General features: G+C 61.7%; 19 protein-coding genes. 14 read left to right on the plus strand and 5 right to left on the minus strand.

Features of this window, described 5'->3' with window-relative positions; translation table 11 throughout:
- Positions 1 to 75: 75 nt before the first annotated feature.
- Entirely contained in the window at positions 76 to 1,230 is a 1,155-nt protein-coding gene (locus Q0X18_RS03160; protein ID WP_297558409.1) for a class I SAM-dependent rRNA methyltransferase, read from the minus strand.
- A 197-nt stretch (positions 1,231 to 1,427) separates the two neighbouring features.
- Here Q0X18_RS03160 and Q0X18_RS03165 point away from each other — a divergent pair, with 197 nt between their 5' ends.
- The 10 genes from Q0X18_RS03165 (at position 1,428) to Q0X18_RS03210 (ending at position 10,714) form a co-directional block, all read left to right on the plus strand.
- The gene (locus tag Q0X18_RS03165; RefSeq protein WP_297558412.1) at positions 1,428 to 1,742 is read left to right on the plus strand and encodes a V-type ATPase subunit subunit G family protein; all 315 of its coding nucleotides are present in this window, start codon (positions 1,428 to 1,430) and stop codon (positions 1,740 to 1,742) included.
- Positions 1,743 to 1,750: 8 nt separating this feature from the next.
- On the plus strand, positions 1,751 to 3,757 hold the full coding sequence (locus Q0X18_RS03170; RefSeq protein ID WP_297562947.1) for a V-type ATP synthase subunit I: 2,007 nt from the start codon (positions 1,751 to 1,753) through the stop codon (positions 3,755 to 3,757).
- 112 nt (positions 3,758 to 3,869) lie between these two features.
- Positions 3,870 to 4,166, plus strand: coding sequence for a F0F1 ATP synthase subunit C (locus Q0X18_RS03175; RefSeq protein WP_013013241.1), 297 nt, complete (start codon positions 3,870 to 3,872; stop codon positions 4,164 to 4,166).
- A gap of 67 nt (positions 4,167 to 4,233) precedes the next feature.
- On the plus strand, positions 4,234 to 4,800 hold the full coding sequence (locus Q0X18_RS03180) for a V-type ATP synthase subunit E (RefSeq protein ID WP_297558417.1): 567 nt from the start codon (positions 4,234 to 4,236) through the stop codon (positions 4,798 to 4,800).
- Position 4,801: 1 nt separating this feature from the next.
- The gene (locus Q0X18_RS03185) at positions 4,802 to 5,788 is read left to right on the plus strand and encodes a V-type ATPase subunit (RefSeq protein ID WP_297558419.1); all 987 of its coding nucleotides are present in this window, start codon (positions 4,802 to 4,804) and stop codon (positions 5,786 to 5,788) included.
- Positions 5,785 to 6,105 (plus strand): V-type ATP synthase subunit F, encoded by a 321-nt coding sequence (locus Q0X18_RS03190; RefSeq protein ID WP_297558421.1) that lies wholly within the window; start codon positions 5,785 to 5,787, stop codon positions 6,103 to 6,105. The genes Q0X18_RS03185 and Q0X18_RS03190 overlap by 4 nt, the downstream gene beginning before the upstream one ends.
- 69 nt (positions 6,106 to 6,174) lie before the next feature.
- Complete coding sequence (locus Q0X18_RS03195; protein ID WP_297558423.1) at positions 6,175 to 7,911, plus strand: V-type ATP synthase subunit A; 1,737 nt, start codon at positions 6,175 to 6,177, stop codon at positions 7,909 to 7,911.
- A gap of 10 nt (positions 7,912 to 7,921) precedes the next feature.
- Positions 7,922 to 9,322: a V-type ATP synthase subunit B gene (locus Q0X18_RS03200; protein ID WP_297558430.1), complete on the plus strand. Its 1,401-nt coding sequence runs from the start codon at positions 7,922 to 7,924 to the stop codon at positions 9,320 to 9,322.
- Positions 9,323 to 9,433: 111 nt separating this feature from the next.
- The gene (locus tag Q0X18_RS03205) at positions 9,434 to 10,099 is read left to right on the plus strand and encodes a V-type ATP synthase subunit D (RefSeq protein ID WP_297558432.1); all 666 of its coding nucleotides are present in this window, start codon (positions 9,434 to 9,436) and stop codon (positions 10,097 to 10,099) included.
- 264 nt (positions 10,100 to 10,363) lie between these two features.
- Complete coding sequence (locus Q0X18_RS03210) at positions 10,364 to 10,714, plus strand: hypothetical protein (protein WP_297558434.1); 351 nt, start codon at positions 10,364 to 10,366, stop codon at positions 10,712 to 10,714.
- Here Q0X18_RS03210 and Q0X18_RS03215 read toward each other — a convergent pair.
- The 3 genes from Q0X18_RS03215 to Q0X18_RS03225 are packed head-to-tail and all read right to left on the minus strand — an operon-like array spanning position 10,681 to position 12,110.
- Positions 10,681 to 11,448: a carbon-nitrogen hydrolase family protein gene (locus Q0X18_RS03215; protein WP_297558438.1), complete on the minus strand. Its 768-nt coding sequence runs from the start codon at positions 11,446 to 11,448 to the stop codon at positions 10,681 to 10,683. The two genes, Q0X18_RS03210 and Q0X18_RS03215, sit on opposite strands and share 34 nt — an antisense overlap.
- Positions 11,445 to 11,783 carry a hypothetical protein gene (locus Q0X18_RS03220; protein WP_297558439.1) on the minus strand — a complete coding sequence of 113 codons (339 nt, stop codon included), beginning with the start codon at positions 11,781 to 11,783 and terminating at the stop codon, positions 11,445 to 11,447. Before Q0X18_RS03220 ends, Q0X18_RS03215 begins: the two co-directional genes overlap by 4 nt.
- Positions 11,784 to 11,798: 15 nt before the next feature.
- Complete coding sequence (locus Q0X18_RS03225; protein WP_297558440.1) at positions 11,799 to 12,110, minus strand: hypothetical protein; 312 nt, start codon at positions 12,108 to 12,110, stop codon at positions 11,799 to 11,801.
- A gap of 190 nt (positions 12,111 to 12,300) precedes the next feature.
- On the opposite strand from Q0X18_RS03225, the gene Q0X18_RS03230 reads away from it, so the two are divergent.
- On the plus strand, positions 12,301 to 13,527 hold the full coding sequence (locus Q0X18_RS03230) for an aspartate kinase (protein ID WP_297558441.1): 1,227 nt from the start codon (positions 12,301 to 12,303) through the stop codon (positions 13,525 to 13,527).
- A gap of 79 nt (positions 13,528 to 13,606) precedes the next feature.
- The gene (locus Q0X18_RS03235; RefSeq protein WP_297558442.1) at positions 13,607 to 14,122 is read left to right on the plus strand and encodes a phosphoribosyltransferase; all 516 of its coding nucleotides are present in this window, start codon (positions 13,607 to 13,609) and stop codon (positions 14,120 to 14,122) included.
- A gap of 102 nt (positions 14,123 to 14,224) precedes the next feature.
- Here Q0X18_RS03235 and Q0X18_RS03240 read toward each other — a convergent pair whose 3' ends face one another.
- Entirely contained in the window at positions 14,225 to 14,611 is a 387-nt protein-coding gene (locus Q0X18_RS03240) for a hypothetical protein (protein WP_297558443.1), read from the minus strand.
- A 24-nt stretch (positions 14,612 to 14,635) separates the two neighbouring features.
- Here Q0X18_RS03240 and Q0X18_RS03245 point away from each other — a divergent pair, with 24 nt between their 5' ends.
- Together Q0X18_RS03245 and Q0X18_RS03250 are read left to right on the plus strand one after the other, a co-directional pair.
- On the plus strand, positions 14,636 to 15,148 hold the full coding sequence (locus Q0X18_RS03245) for a winged helix-turn-helix domain-containing protein (RefSeq protein WP_119361502.1): 513 nt from the start codon (positions 14,636 to 14,638) through the stop codon (positions 15,146 to 15,148).
- The gene (locus tag Q0X18_RS03250) at positions 15,148 to 15,708 is read left to right on the plus strand and encodes an IS630 family transposase (protein WP_297557198.1); all 561 of its coding nucleotides are present in this window, start codon (positions 15,148 to 15,150) and stop codon (positions 15,706 to 15,708) included. Before Q0X18_RS03245 ends, Q0X18_RS03250 begins: the two co-directional genes overlap by 1 nt.
- The last annotated feature ends 60 nt before the right edge of the window (positions 15,709 to 15,768 follow it).

The following is a 15,768-nucleotide window of genomic DNA, read 5'->3' on the forward strand; positions in this document are numbered from 1 at the left end:
CCCGCGCTCTGCCCGTCCAACCCTCCCCCTGTCAGACAGGGGGAGGGTTCTTTTTCCCCAAGAGCCCCGGCCGGTCTAGAGAATTTCCAGGAGGGCAAACTTCAAGTACTGCGTCTCGGGCACGTTCAGCAGCACCGGATGATCCCAGCCCTGGCCGCGCTTTTCCACCACCCGCACGGTGCGGTGGGCATCGCTGGCGGCCTCGGCGAGCATCTGATAAAACAGGGGTTCGCTCAGGTGATGGCTGCAGGAGGCGGTGGCCAGAAGGCCCCCGCTGGGTAACAGCTTCATGGCCCGCAGGTTAATCTCTTTGTAAGCGGCATAGGCCCGCTCTATGTCGCGCCGGCCCTTGGCAAAGGCCGGAGGGTCGAGCACAATCAGGTCGTACTGGGCTTTGCGCCGCTCTTCCTCACGCAAGAACTCAAATGCGTTGGCCTCGCGGAAGGTGATGTTGGATAGGCCGTTGGCCTGGGCATTTTCCCCGGCCCTCTGCAGGGCGGCAGCTGAGCTGTCCACTGCCGTGACCTGTTTGAAATTGCGGGCCAGGTGCAGGGCAAAGGAGCCGTGGTAGCTGAACACGTCCAGGGCGGTTTCGCCCCTGTAGGCCTGCAACCGGATGCGGTTGTCGCGCTGGTCAATAAAGGCCCCGGTTTTCTGGCCCCCCATCAGGTCAACGCGGTACACAATGCTGCCTTCTCGCACCATCACCGTGTCGGGCACAGGGCCCAGCAGGGGTTTGACCTCGAGCGGGAGGCCCTCGAGGCTGCGGGTTTTCTGTTCGTTCTTAGCCAGCAGACTTTGGAGGGGGATTTCGGCCCGAATGACCTGTACCAGCTCTGGGGTGAGGGGCTCCAGGGCCGCCGAGCCCACCTGCATCACGCCGTGACCCGCGTAATAGTCGAGTATCAGGGCCGGCACCAGGTCACCTTCGGCGTGTACCAGCCGGAAGGCCCCCTGGGGTTCTTGGGCAATGGCTTCTTTGCGCCGGCGAAGGGCTTGGCGCAGGTTCTCGAGCAAAACTTCCTGGGGCCGACCTGCGTCCTTGAAGCTAAAGACCCGTACGCTGATTTCAGAGTTGGGGTTGTACAAAGCCAGCCCCATTACCCCTCTGGAAGACACAACCGGATAAAGGCCGGGCTGATCGGGGCCTTCCAGCACATCGCTGCGGTAGACCCAGGGGTGATGGGCGAGGAGCCGGGTGGCCCCTTTAGACGAAACGCGAACACGCACCTCGAGAGTCTAGCATTCCCCAAGAAATGTGTGCCTAATTTCAAAGCCGGGAGACACCCCTTTGTTGTATGCTATCTCGCGTTGACATGAATCCTGAGTAATCGCTATGATTCTGAGGGTTCACTTTGAGCAAGTTTTCACTTGCTCACTTTTCCGCTGTGCAGACCCAATACGATGGTGATAGGAAAGGAGGGAACGTGGCTGGATCAGGACTCATAAAAAGCCTTGCGGAGCGCGAGCAGGCCCTGGTAAGACAGCTTGAAGAGGCCAGGCGGGCTGCTGCGGCTAAAGTCCAGGAGGCCGAGGCCAAGGCTGCCCAGATAGCGGCAGAAGCGGAGCAGGCCGTGCGGGACTTGGAAGCGCAGTTTCGCGCCCGCACCGCTGAGGCGGTGGCCAAAATTGAAAGCGAAGCCAAGGCCAAGGCCGAGGCAGAAGCCAAGGCCATCAGCGAGGCGGCAACTTCAAAGGTGGCCGAGGCGGTTCAGGCGGTGCTTAAGGAGGTACTGCCTTGATCGCTCCCATGGAGAAGCTGATTGTGGCCGGCCCCAAACGGCTGGCCCGGGAGCTTTTGGCTGAGCTGCAAAAGGCTGGGGTGGTACACATTGACCCCCTGCGCCCAGACGAACTGGGCGAATACCGGCTATCCCCAACCGAGGAGGCCGAGCTCAAGCGCTGGGAGGCAGTGGTATCGCAGGCCGAGCAGTCGCTGACGGTGGTTGGTCTGGCGGCGGTTCCCAGCAATAAACCGTTTACGGGCTCCCTCGAGGAGGCCGAGACCATCCTGCGCCCGGTAGCCAGCCGGGCCGAGGTGCTGGGCAAGGAGCGGGCGGCCCTGGAGGAAGAAATCCAGACCATCGAGCTGTTTGGCAAGGCCGCCGAGAAGCTGGCCGCGCTGGCCCAGGGCCTGGACGAGAGCCCCCGCCTGGGGGTAATTCCCTTCCTGGTAGCCAAGCCGGAGGAACTCGAGGCCGTTCGTAAGGCCCTGCAGGAGGCCCTGGCCGACCGTTTCGTGCTCGAGGCCGAGCCCCTGGAGACCCAGGTGGCCGCTGTGGTGGTGGTCAAGCGTGGCGAGCTCGAGGCGGCGCGCTCGAGCCTTTCCCGTCTGGGTCTGGCCGAGCTGCGTTTCCCAGGCGCTTACGGTGCCATGTCCCTCGGGAAGGCGGCGGCCCGCATGAAGGAACGGGCCAAGCTGGCCCCCGAAGAGCTGGTGGGTATCCGCGAGGAGGTCGCCAGGCTTTCGCGGGAGTCTGGGGAAGCCCTCATAGCCCTGTGGACTCGGGCCAAAGACGAGGTGGCCCGTTACAAAGCCGTTGCCGATATGGCCGCTGGAAAGTATGGGGCCGCCCTGATGGGCTGGGTGCCCCAAAAGGCCAAGGGAAAGGTGGAAGAAGCCCTGGGCCGCCTGCGCGACCAGATCGTCTACACCTTCGAGCCAGTAGATGAGCACCACGAGGGCCACCAGGTGCCGGTGACCCTGGAGAACCCGGCCTGGGCTAAACCCTTCGAGCTCTTGCATGGTTTTCTCAACACCCCAGCTTATGGCAGCCACGACCCCACCGTGATGATTGCCATCTTCTTCCCACTTTTCTTCGGGATTGTGGTGGGTGATATCGGAATTGGGCTGCTGTTCTTGCTGGCCGCCCTATGGCTGGCCGGGAAGTCCCGTCGAGGGGAGACCCTGCGCATCGATTTTCTGGGGGCTGCCTTCGGGCCCGATGTGCTGGGCAAACTAGCCACCATTGGCAAATGGATGGCGGGCTGGGCAATCTTCTGGGGGGTGTTGTACGGGGAGTTTTTTGGCACCTTCCTGGAGAAGTTGCGGCTGCCGGGCATTTTTGGTCTCAAAGACGGCTGGCGGGTGTTTTATCCAACCGGCCCCAGTTATGATCCCGACAACTACTACGGGCTAATTCCCATCATCATCAACCGCCTGGATTTTGCCCAAACAGCCAATGGGCTGATGGTCTTTGCTATCCTGTTTGGGGTGTTTCAGGTTCTTTACGCCTTCTTCCTGCGGATGCGCCTGGGCCTCAAACATGGGCACATGAAACATTTCTGGGAAGGCTTTGGCTACTTCTCGGGTCTAGTGGGTCTGGTGGCCTTTGCCTACAACTTCCTGACCCAGGCCAATATCCCCTTCCTCAACCTCATCTTTGGGGTGGGCATCATCTTATTTTTCGTCGGTGTAGCCCTCTCGCGCGAAGTGCTGATGATTGCTGAGCTGCCGGGTAAAGGTGGGCAGATCCTTAGCTACATTCGTTTGTACGCCGTAGGGGTGGCGGGGGGTGTGCTGGCCAGCCTGGCCAACCAGGTGGGTTTTGGCCTGGCGGAGCGTTTTGGCTTTATTGGCGGGATACTGGGCTTTTTGGTTGGTTTGATCCTGATTCTGGCGATTATCGTTATCACCACCCTAGGCCACGTGATTCAGCCCATCCGTCTCTTGTGGATCGAGTTTTCCACCAACTTTGGTTTCTTCGAGGAAACCGGGAGGCCCTACAGGCCCTTTCGCTCGGTTAGGTCAGATTAAAATGCTTGGGTGCACCCTTATGATGTAGGGGTGCCCTTTCGTCGCAAAAGGATACAAAGTCTAGTTCACTAACGTGCTGTAGCGCGTGAAATCAGTGAAGGAGAGAATCAGTATGAAGAACCTCAAGCTTACCAAGACTCTGTTGATCGTCGCTATCGTTATCCTGGCTACGGTGGCCTTTGCTGCTGAAGAAGGCGCGGCAACCGGCGCTTCGTTCGCTGCCATTGGCAAGGGGCTGGCTATCGGCCTGGGTCTGCTGGGTACGGGTATGGCCCAGAGCGCGATCGGTGCAGCGGCTGTGGGTGCGGTGGCCGAGGATCGCCGCAACTTCGGTACGGCTCTGATCTTCTTCCTCATTCCCGAAACGCTGGCTATTTTCGGCCTGGCCTTCTCGTTCCTCATCAACTAGCGCGATGCCAGATAGCCAGTGGTATATCCGCCATTGGCTATCTGCAAGAAGCTTATAGAGGAGCCCAATGTCAAAACTCGAGGACATTCTGCAAAGTGAAGTGGCCGCCGAGATCAGCGCCATCGCTGCCGAAGCCGAGGCGAAGGTTCAGTCGATTCTGAGCCAGGCTGCGCAGCAGGCCGAGGCCCTCAAGGCCAGCAAAGAACGCCAGCTCGAGGCCGAACACGCCGCAGCTTTGCGCCGGGCCGAGAGCGCGGCGGAGCTGCTGGTCAACCAGGCCCGAATTGCGGCCAAGGGGCGGGTGGTGGATCAGGTTAAAGCTGAAGCGCTGCAGGCCCTGCAAAACCTGACCACGCAGCCGGGCTTCGCCGATACGCTCCAAAAGCTGGCTGAAGAGGCGCTGGCCGAGCTGGGGCAGGCCGAGGCGGTGGTGGTCAATCCGGCCCATACCACCTTGCTGGCCGACTGGGCCAAGGCCAAGGGCCTTGAGCTCAAGGCCGACCCCACCATTCGGGATGGCGTGCGTCTGGTGGCCCAGGGTGGGCGGTCGTACGTGCAAAACGCACTAACCGAGCGCCTCGAGCGGGCCTGGGACGCGCTTTCCGCCAGGGCGGCCAAGGCTATTTGGGGGTAGTGTGTTGACCCGTAACGCCTTTGCCTATCTCAACGCCCGGGTGCGCTCGAGGCGAAGCCAGATGGTTCCGGAGTCTTTTTTTCAGCAAGCCTTGGGCCGACCATTCCCCGAATTCGTACGTCTGTTGTCGGAGACGGTTTACAGCCCCGACTTGCTGGGCGATACCCTGGACGATGTGGATCGGGCAGTTTCCAACCACCTCGCCCGCACGGTAGGCGATCTGCCAACCCTGGTATCGGGCGAGATGCGCGAGCTGGTGAGTCTGCCTCTGCTGCGGGCTGATCTGATCAACCTCAAGGCCATTCTGCGCGGTAAGCAGAGCGGCAAGGCCCCGGAGGAGATCAAGGCTGGGCTGGTAGGGGGAACCCTCAAGGAACCCATCCTTAACGCTATGTTGCAGGCGCCCGATGCGGCCAGCATGGCCCAGGTGTTGCAGCTTCCCGGACATCCTTTGGCTAAAGCGCTGCGCAATGCCCTGATCGGCAACCCCGAACCGCTGGCCCTCGAGGTTGCGCTGGATCGCGAGTTTTTTGCTGCCACTTTCAAAAAGGCCAAGAGGCTGCGCCAGAACTTTATTGCTGCCTTCTACGCTTTAGAAGCGGACATCACCAACCTGTCCACCGCTTTCAAGCTGCAGGCCCTGGGCGTGGTCAACCTCAACCTGGACAATTACTTTGTGCCAGGTGGTAAGCACCTGAGCCGGGCGGTTTTTGGTCGGATTGCAGCGGGGGATCTGGCAGCCCTGGAAGTGCTGAATGGTACCCCGCTGGCGCCTGTGGTGGGGGTGCGCACCCTGGGAGAACTCGAGCGCATCTGCCGGAGGGTTCTGCTCGCCAAAGCCAGCACGGGTGCCACCGATAGCCTGGGGGGTGGATTGGTGCTCGACTACATCCAGCGAAAGCTGTGGGAGGGCGCGCGCATCCGCCTCCTGGCCCGGCGGGCTTACTACAACCTGCCAGCCGATGTGGTGGCGAAGGAGGTCGCATGAAAATTGGTGTGCTGACCGATGCTGAAACGGCCTCCGGCTACCGTATGGCCGGTCTCGAGGCCGTGGTTGCGACCCCCGAGGAAGCGGCCCTCCGGCTGGTTGAGATGATTCAGTCCAACCAGTACGCGCTGGTAGCGGTGGATCAACGCCTCCTTCCAGATCCCAGCAAAGCCGCCGAGCGGGCCATGCGGGGGCGCAGCGCACCGGTGTTGCTTTCGCTGCCCAACCTGCTCGATACCTTCAGCGGCGGGGGCGATGCCAAGGACTACATGCGCCGGCTGGTGCGTGAGACCATCGGGTTTGATATCAAGCTATGAGCCCATAGCGCGGGATCGTTGGGTCAGGCTTCTGGCAAACGCTTCTGCGCATCCGACAAAGGAGGATACATGGGAACCATCAAGAAAATCGCAGGGCCGGCGGTGATCGCCGAGAACCTGCAAGGCGCCAAGATGTACGACATCGTGCGCGTCGGTAACGAAAAGCTGGTAGGTGAGATCATCCGCCTGGACGGCAACACCTGCTTTATTCAGGTTTACGAAGACACCAACGGCCTCAAGGTGGGCGAGCCGGTGGTGACCACCGGCCTGCCCCTGGCCCTCGAGCTTGGCCCCGGCCTTTTGAACGGCATCTTCGACGGGATTTTGCGTCCGCTGGACAAGATCCAGGCGGTATCGGGCATCTTCATCAGCCGGGGTATCGAGGTTTCGTCGCTGGATCGCACCCGCAAGTGGGACTTTACCCCCCTGAAAAAGGTGGGGGACGAGGTCAAAGGGGGCGACATCCTGGGCACCGTGCCCGAGTACAGCTTCACCCACAAGATTCTGGTTCCACCCGATAAAGGCGGAAGAATCAAAAGCATTGTGGGTGCGGGACAGTACACCATAGACGACACCATCGCCGAGTTGGAGGACGGCACCAAGCTGCGCCTGGCCCACTACTGGCCGGTGCGTAAGCCGCGTCCCTTCACCCGCAAGCTCGACCCCAACCAGCCCTTTCTGACCGGGATGCGCATCCTGGACGTGCTCTTCCCGCTGGCCGCGGGGGGTACGGCGGCCATCCCCGGCCCCTTCGGCTCGGGTAAGACCGTTACCCAGCAGTCCATCGCCAAGTTCGGCGATGCCAACATCGTGGTGTATGTGGGCTGCGGCGAGCGCGGTAACGAGATGACCGACGTACTGGTGGAGTTCCCTGAGCTGGAAGACCCTCAGACCGGTCGCCCCCTGATGGAGCGCACCATCCTGGTGGCCAACACCTCCAACATGCCGGTGGCAGCCCGCGAGGCCAGCCTCTACACCGGCATCACCCTGGCCGAGTACTTCCGCGACCAGGGCTACAAGGTCTCGCTGATGGCCGACTCCACCAGCCGCTGGGCCGAGGCGCTGCGCGAGATCGCCTCGCGCCTGGAGGAGATGCCCGCTGAAGAAGGCTACCCGCCCTACCTGGCCTCGCGCCTGTCCAGCTTCTACGAGCGGGCCGGCAAGGTGATCACCCTGGCCGGTGAGCAGGGCGCGGTCTCGGTGATCGGGGCGGTCTCGCCGGCAGGCGGCGACTTCTCCGAGCCCGTCACCCAGTCCACCCTGCGCATTACCGGCGGTTTCTGGGCCCTGGATGCCCAGTTGGCTCGAGCCCGCCACTTCCCGGCCATCAACTGGGCCCGTTCGTACTCCTTGTTCCTCAACATCCTCGAGCCCTGGTACCGCGAGAACGTGGCCCCGGACTACCCCGAGGTGCGCACCCAGATCATCACCCTGCTGCAGCGCGAGGCTGAACTGCAACAGGTGGTGCAGCTCGTAGGCCCCGACGCCTTGCAGGACGCCGAGCGGCTGGCCCTGGAAATTGGCCGTATCGCCCGCGAAGACTTCCTCCAGCAAAACGGCTACGACCCGGTAGACGCGAGCTGCTCGATGGCCAAGGCCTATGGCATCATGCAGATGATCATTGCGGCCTACAAGCAGGGCGAGCTGGCCCTGGCCAAAGGGGCGACCATCTCGGACTTCCTGAACGACCCGGTGATCGAGAAAATCGGGCGGGCCCGCTACGTGCCCGAGGCCGAGTTCCCCGCCTACAAGGCCGAGTTCGACCAGATGATCAAGACCGCTTTCCTGGGTGCGGTCAAGGCGTAAGGAGGTTTTGATGCTCAAGAAAGAATACAACGCCGTAACTTACGTCTCCGGCCCGCTTTTGTTCCTGGAGGGGGCCGCCGATCTGGCCTACGGCGCCATTGTGAACATTGACGACGGCACCGGCCGCATCCGCGGCGGTCAGGTGATTGAAGTCTCTGACCAGTACACGGTTTTACAGGTTTTCGAGGAGACCTCGGGGCTGAACCTCGAGCGCACCACCGTCTCGCTGGTAGAAGACGTGGCCCGCCTGGGCGTCTCCAAGGAGATGGTGGGCCGGGCCTTCAACGGGATTGGTAAGCCCATCGACGGCCTGCCCCCGGTGGTGGCCGACAAGCGCCTGCCCATCAACGGGGCCCCCATCAACCCGGTGGCCCGCGAGAAGCCGGAGGAGTTCATCCAGACTGGCATCAGCGCCATCGATGTCAACATGACCCTGGTGCGCGGCCAGAAGCTGCCCATCTTCTCGGGCTCGGGTCTGCCCCACAACGAGCTGGCCGCCCAGATCGCCCGCCAGGCCAAGGTGTTAGGCGAGGGCGAAGGCTTTGCGGTGGTGTTCGCGGCGATGGGGATTACCCAGCGCGAGGTGAGCTACTTCATGCAGGAGTTCGAGCGCACCGGGGCTCTCTCCCGCTCGGTGCTGTTCCTGAACAAGGCCGACGACCCCACCGTGGAGCGTCTGCTGACGCCCCGCATGGCCCTGACCGCTGCCGAGTACCTGGCCTTTGAGCACGACTACCACGTGCTGGTCATCCTCACCGACCTGACCAACTACTGCGAGGCCCTGCGTGAGATCGGTGGGGCCCGCGAGGAGATTCCGGGCCGCCGCGGCTACCCCGGCTACATGTACACCGACCTGGCCTCGCTCTACGAGCGCGCCGGCGTGGTGCACGGCAAGAAGGGCTCGGTTACCCAGATTCCCATCCTTTCGATGCCCGGTGACGACATCACCCACCCCATCCCCGACCTCACCGGCTACATCACCGAGGGCCAGATCTTCATCGCCCGCGACCTGGCCCAGCAGGGCATCTTCCCGCCCATCAACGTGCAGCCCTCGCTCTCGCGTCTGATGAACAACGGGATTGGCAAGGGCAAGACCCGCGCCGACCACAAGGAATTGGCCGACCAGCTCTTCAGCTCCTACGCCCGTGGGGTGAACCTGCGCCGTCTGGTGGCTATCACCGGTGAGGACGCCCTGACCGAGATGGACAAGAAGTACCTGCGCTTTGCTGACAACTTTGAGAAGAAGTTCATCAACCAGGGCCAGAAGGAGCGTTCCATTGAAGAGAGCCTCAACATTGGCTGGGCCCTGCTTGCGGACTTCCCGCCCTCCGAGCTCAAGCGCATCCGCCGCGAATACATCGAGCAGTACCACCAGAAGACCGGCAAGCTGGAAGAGCTGGTGGGGGCGTAAAGCATGAAAGGTGAGGAAAGAGAAGAGTGGAAAGGGAGAGGAGAACCATATGTTTTTGACCTCACTTTTCTCGTTCTGCTTTCCTCTTTCCACGCCTTTTAGGGGTTAACTATGGCTGAACAAGTCTCACCGACACGCTCAACCCTGCTGGCCAAGCGTGAACAGAAGCGGCTGGCTTTGCAGGGGGTTGAACTGCTAAAAAACAAGCGGGATGCCCTGATTGGTGAGTTTTTTGCCCTGGTGCAGGACTCGCTCAAAGCCCGCGAGGCCCTCAACAACGCGGCCAAGGACGCCTATTTCAGCCTGCTGATCGCCAAGGCCTTCGACACCCCCGAGGCGGTGGAGTCGCTCTCGAGCACCCCTTTGCAGGTGCACATGGAGATTGAAAGCCTCTATGGGGTTAAGGTTCCCAAGATTTCGGCTCCCGATGCCGCGGGTGGGCTGTCCTTCAGCCCCATCGGGGTGGGTGCCAAGACCCTCGAGGCCGCCACGGCCTTCCGCCGCCTGACCGAGGCCATTATCGCGGTGGCCAACACCGAGAACCGCCTGCGCAAAATCGGTGAGGAGATCAAGAAAACCAACCGCCGGGTGAACGCCCTGGAGCAGATCTCCATTCCCGAGATCAACGAGCAGATCAAGTTCATCACCGACACCCTCGACCAGCGCGCCCTGGAAGAAGTGACCACACTCAAGCGCATCAAGGCCGCCATTCTGGCCCGCGATGCCGAGGAGCAGGGCATCGTCTCAGCGCATATCGAGAAGGGGGCTGGGCTGTAAAACCGTTTCCGCTTGAATCCTTCACCGCCATGCGTAGTCAAAGGTGAAGGATGCAAGCCGGCCGAAGGCAGTAGAAAAGCATTTCGGCAGCATCGTTTAGACTTTCAAAAGTGAACGATACTGCCGGAATGCCTATAAGAAACCACACCCCATACAGGCCCCGCCGGAAGGCGGGGTTTTTGCATACCCTCGACCATAAAAACAAGCGAGCTCGCGAACAGAACAGCAGGGGCAAAAGGGATAAGCACGATAGAATGAAGCGCAATGCTGGATTTTGTTGTTGGGCTAGGATTGTTCTTGCTGGCATTGGCACTGGTGCGCCGGTTCGGTTGGGCCTGGGGGGTGGTGGGGGTCTGGCTCAACCTGCTGTGGTTTATCTACCAAAACGAGCTGGGGCAGGGCTGGCTCTTTTACCTGCGGGGGGTGGGGCTGGCCTTTTTGCTGGCGGTGGGCTACCGGCAGTACGGGCTGGCCTGGGCCCTGCTGCCCTGGCCGCTGCTTTTTGTGGGGCGCTTCGAGCTGCCAATGCTCTGGCCCTACCTCCCGGCCTGGGGCGAGGGCCTGATGCTGGGGGCGGTGGTTTATTTGCTGGTGGGGCTGTTCAGAAGGCCCTGATACAGCTCGGGTCGGCGCTGGGGAAAGACCGGAAACTCCTGGCGCAGCCGGGCCGGGAAGGCTGGGTCTAGCTCGACCAGCCCAAGGCCCTCGGATTCGACCCGCAGCAGCTCCTGTCCCAGGGGGTCTACGGCCAGGCTGGGCGCGCCGAAGGGGTCTTCGGCGTGGTTGACGGCCACCAGGTAGGCCTGGTTTTCGGCGGCGCGGGACTTGCAGAAAAGCTCCCAGGCGTAGCCGCGGCTCTTGGGCCAGGCCGAGGGGATCAGGAACAGGTTGACGCCCTGCAACGCATAGGCCCGGAAAAGCTCGGGGAAGCGCAGGTCGAAGCAGATGGCGATGCCCACCTTAAAGCCCTCCAGCTCGAGCGTAACCAAGTTCTGCCCCGGAATCATGGTCTCGGGCTCGCCAAAAGCCGGAATTAGGTGGGTTTTGGTGTAGGTTGCCAGCACCCCGGTCGGCCCCACCACCCTGGCCCGGTTGGCGTGGCGCTCGCCGGCCTGCTCGAGCACCCCTGCTACCAGGGTCAGGCCGGTCTGGGCGCAGAACCGCTCGAGCCGGGCCAGCACGCTGGGGGTAAAGGCAGCATCGGCGAAGCGGTAGCCGCTGGGGAAGAGCTCGGGCAGTACGGCTACCTTTGCCCCTTGCTGGTGGGCTTGCGAAAGGAGCTCGAGGGCCTTTTGCAGCGTGGCCTCGGGGGTCTCGCGGGTGGCTAGGTGAACCAGGGCAACCTTCATGCTTTCTCCTGTAAACGGTAAGCCAGATAAGGCAGGCCCAGCCCCAGGGCCCCGCCCAAAAGCGCAGCGCCCACCTGGCCGCCCACCCCCAGGGCCAGCCCGGCCAGTTGTACCAGGATCAGGGCCGCCAGCACGTAGACGTACAGGGGGATCACAAAGGGTTTGCCGCTGCCGTACTGCACCAGTCCAGCCCCCACCAGGGTGGTTACGGAAAGGGTGGCGCCAAAGGGGCTGGGTTGAAGGAAAAAAAACCAGATAAAACCGGCGATCCCGGCGTAGATAAGGGTGCGGGCCAGCCGGTCGGGGGCCAGCAGGCGTGGCAGAAATCCGCGCAACCCACCCTCCAGCCGTCAGGACTTAATAAAGCGCCAGACAATCAAGCTGGACAGGATAAGCCCCAGGCCACCCCAGGCCACCTGCGGCTCCTGCCCGGCAAACCCCAGGAGGGCTGCCAGCACCCCGGCGCTCAGAAAACCCAGGGCATATTTGGGGTTCACCGTCAGGCCCAGCAGCAGGGCCACCAGAAAGCCCGAGAGCGCCGGCGGCATGCTGGCCCCAACCGCGACGACCACAATCAACAAGCCCAGGGTGATGATCAGGCCTACAAAGTAAGCGCCTGGGAAGGGTTCCTTGCTGGTTTTATCGGTTGCTTTGTTCGCCATATCTGCACCTATCCTTGGGGTTGCTGCGGTTTTGCCGCGCAAACCATCTTTTGCTTGGGGTAAAGCCACCCCGGAGTAACCTAGCTTACCGCTTTTAGAAGTGTTTTGTCGGAGGCTTTCTCAGAAACCGACTGGGAAGCTTTTTACTATTGGCTACCGGCATGGGGCATGTTAGCATTCTTTGCTAGTTATGGCCCTCATCGTACAGAAATATGGCGGAACCAGTGTGGGCGACCTCGAGCGCATTCAAAAGGTAGCCCAGCGCATCCACCACTACCTCGAGAAGGGGCATCGGATTGCCGTGGTGGTCTCGGCCATGGGCCGCATGACCGACGAACTGATTGCCCTGGCTAAGCGGGTCAACAAACGCCCACCCCAGCGCGAGCTCGACATGCTCACCACCATCGGCGAGCAGCAGTCGGTGGCCCTGCTTTCGATGCAGCTCCACGCCATGGGCATCCCCGCGCGGGGTTTTACCCAGCACCAGATTGGCATCACCACCGACGGGCGCTACGGCGATGCCCGAATCTTGCGGGTGGAGCCCACCCTCATCCAGCAAGCCCTGGATAGGGGAGAGGTGGCGGTGGTGGCGGGTTTCATGGGCACCACCCCCGAGGGCGAGCTGACCACCTTGGGGCGGGGCGGTTCCGATACCACCGCCGTAGCCCTGGCCGCGGCCCTGGGGGCGCAGGAGTGCGAGATTTTTACCGATACCGAAGGGGTCTATACCACTGATCCCCATGCCATTCCCGAGGCCCAGAAACTGAGCCGCATCGGCTACGATCAGATGCTGGAGATGGCTGCCCTGGGGGCGCGGGTGCTGCACCCCCGATCGGTCTACTACGGTAAGCGCTACGGGGTCAAAATCCACGTGCGCAGCAGCTTTTCCTACAACCCTGGCACCATTGTTACGGAGGATGGAATGGAACTTGATCGCCCAGTGACGGGGGTAGCCCTCGACGATGAAATCGCCCAGATTGGCCTGATAGGTATCCCTGACCGGCCCGGCATTGCGGCCCGGGTTTTTGAGGCTCTGGCCCGCAAGGGGGTGGCGGTGGACATGATTATCCAGGGCGTGCCTGGCCACGAGGCCAGCCGTACCCAGATGGCCTTCACGGTCAACCAGGACTTTGCCGAGGAGGCCATGGAGGCCCTCGAGCCCGTTCTGGCCGAGATTGGCGGTGAGGCCCAGCTACGCCGGGATATCTGCAAGATTTCCATCGTAGGCGTGGCCCTGGCCTCGACCCCCGGCATTCCGGCCCGGATGTTCCAGGCCCTCTCGAGTGTCGGGGCCAACATCGACATGATCGCCACCAGCGAGGTGCGTATCTCCGCCATCATCCCCTTGCAGTCCGCCGAGGCCGCCCTGCGCGCTGTGCACAGTGCCTTCGAACTGGATAAGCCAGTAGAAAAGTAAAGGCGAGGAAAGGGGAAAGAGAAACCCAGAGTTTTGACTTTGCTTCCCCCTTTTATCTTTCCTCGCCTCTGAGGTTCCTATGAGCGAAGCCCAAGGCTATTCCGGTCAACAATACCTGAGCTGGCAGGACATCACCAACCTGGTCTCCAGGCTGCTGGGCCAGATCAACCCCAACGATTTTGACTGCATCCTGGCAGTTACACGGGGCGGCATGATTCCGGCCTGTCTGGTCTCGGAAGCCACCGACCAGCGTAACATCCTGACCGCCGCGGTGATGTTTTACACCGACGTGGGCGAGACCATCAAAGACCCAGTGTTTTTACAGTTTCCCTCGGATAGCCTGCTCTATGGCAAACGGGTTCTAATTGTGGACGATGTGTGGGACTCGGGCAAAACTGCCGTAGCAGTACGGGAGCGCATCAAGATGGCAGGAGGGCATCCCCAGGTAGCGGTTCTGCACTACAAGCCCCTAAAAAGCCAGTTCCCCGGCGATGCTCCCGACTACTACGCAGCTGAGACCGACGCCTGGATTGTATACCCCTGGGATCCGGTGCAGGGCTGGACGACACTGGGCCAGGGCGCGGGGCAGGCCTGATACCAGGCTGCCGTCCGCATTGGCCAGCACCATCCGCTACCCGGACGACTTTGCTGGAGTGGGCAGTCCGATTGGGCGAAGGGCTTCAATAGCAGCGATCTATCAGGGTACGAGGGCCACTTTGGCTACCATGTTGCGGAACTGCAAGGTTCCGGCTGTGGCGAGGCCATTTTCGAGTTTTACCCCTATCCAAAGGTTGCCGCTGTTGATGCCGCTGGTTAGCCGATTGCCGGAGAGCCGGAGAGCCTGTGTAGGACTTGACTGGAAGCTGGCCGTACCGATTTGCTCAAAGCTCGAGCCGGGGTCACACAGATAAACGCCGTTGCTTTGGGTGCTGCACGGCTCTGTATCGGTGGCGTAAAAACTAAAGGAAACCCCGGTTTTATAAGTAAGGTTGCCCTCGAGCTCAATCCTGGACAGGTTTACTGGAGGTCGCTCGAAGCCCTGTTTCACAAAAGTGATTTTGTTGGTCTGATAAGAAATCTTCAAGACTCTTTCCACTAAAATGGAGCCATGCAACTGGCCCAACATCAGCGCCGCCCCCGGTTGGAACTCCAACTGCGACACCATCCGGATAACCTCCACGCCCTCTACCGGGAGTCCCAAGACCACACCGAACGCGCCCGCTGGCACGCTCTCTGGCTGCTGGCCAGGGGTCAGAGCATCCCCGAGGTAGCCAGGAATCTGGGCTATACCGATCGCTGGGTGCGTCAGGTAATCCACCGCTACAATCAGGGCCTGCCCATGAAGAATCTGCGGCACGAGAACAAAGGCCGGGCCCCCCTCGTACCGCCCGAACTCCAGGAGGGCTTCCGCCAGGCCCTCCTCCAGCCCCATCCCAGGGACGGGCTTTGGAGCATACGCAACGCTGCGGAGTGGCTGGCTGAAAGGCTGGGACGTCCGGTGGATGGGCGGCGGGCCTGGTACTGGATGCGTCGCCTGGGCCTGGCCCCGCTGCGCCCCCGGCCGCGCCACCGGGAGGCGGATGCGAAGCGGCAGGAGGCTTTCAAAAAAAGCTCTTTCTGATGGTTTTCCTGTTCAGGTTGCTCTTTCCTGAACTGGAGTTGGAGGTGTGGGGCTTTGATGAGCGCCGAATAGGGCTGAAGCCCATCCGCCGACGGGTATGGGCCTTGCGAGGGAGGACGCCGCTAGCGCAGGAGCGGCCCCGCTATCGCTGGCTGTATGTGTACGCCTTCATAAGACCGGGTACGGGGGAAAGCGAGTACTGGCTGCTGCCCTCGGTCTCGGTGGAGGGGTTCCAGTTGGTGTTGGAGGCCTTTGCCCGGCTACGGGGGGCGGGGGCGGGCAAGCTGGTACTGGTGGTGCTGGATCAGGCTGGCTGGCACACCTCGGGGCGGGTGGAGCCAGCCAAGGGCCTGGGGCTGTGTTATCTGCCACCCTACTCGCCCGAGTTGCAGCCGGTAGAACGAGTCTGGGGGCTCATTGACGCGGTCGTGGCCAATGGGCAGGTGCAGGATGAAGAGGAGCTGTGGGCCAAGGTGGAAGCCCGGTGCGCTTACCTACAAACCCAGCCCGCGCTTATCCAGAGCTACACCCTATTTCACTGGTGGCCGGGGGGATGTTAGGGGAATGAATCAAAAGGATTTCATATGAATCGCGGCAAAATCCACATCAAAGTCTCGTAT

Source organism: Meiothermus sp. (assembly GCF_026004075.1).
Taxonomy (GTDB): Bacteria; Deinococcota; Deinococci; order Deinococcales; family Thermaceae; genus Meiothermus.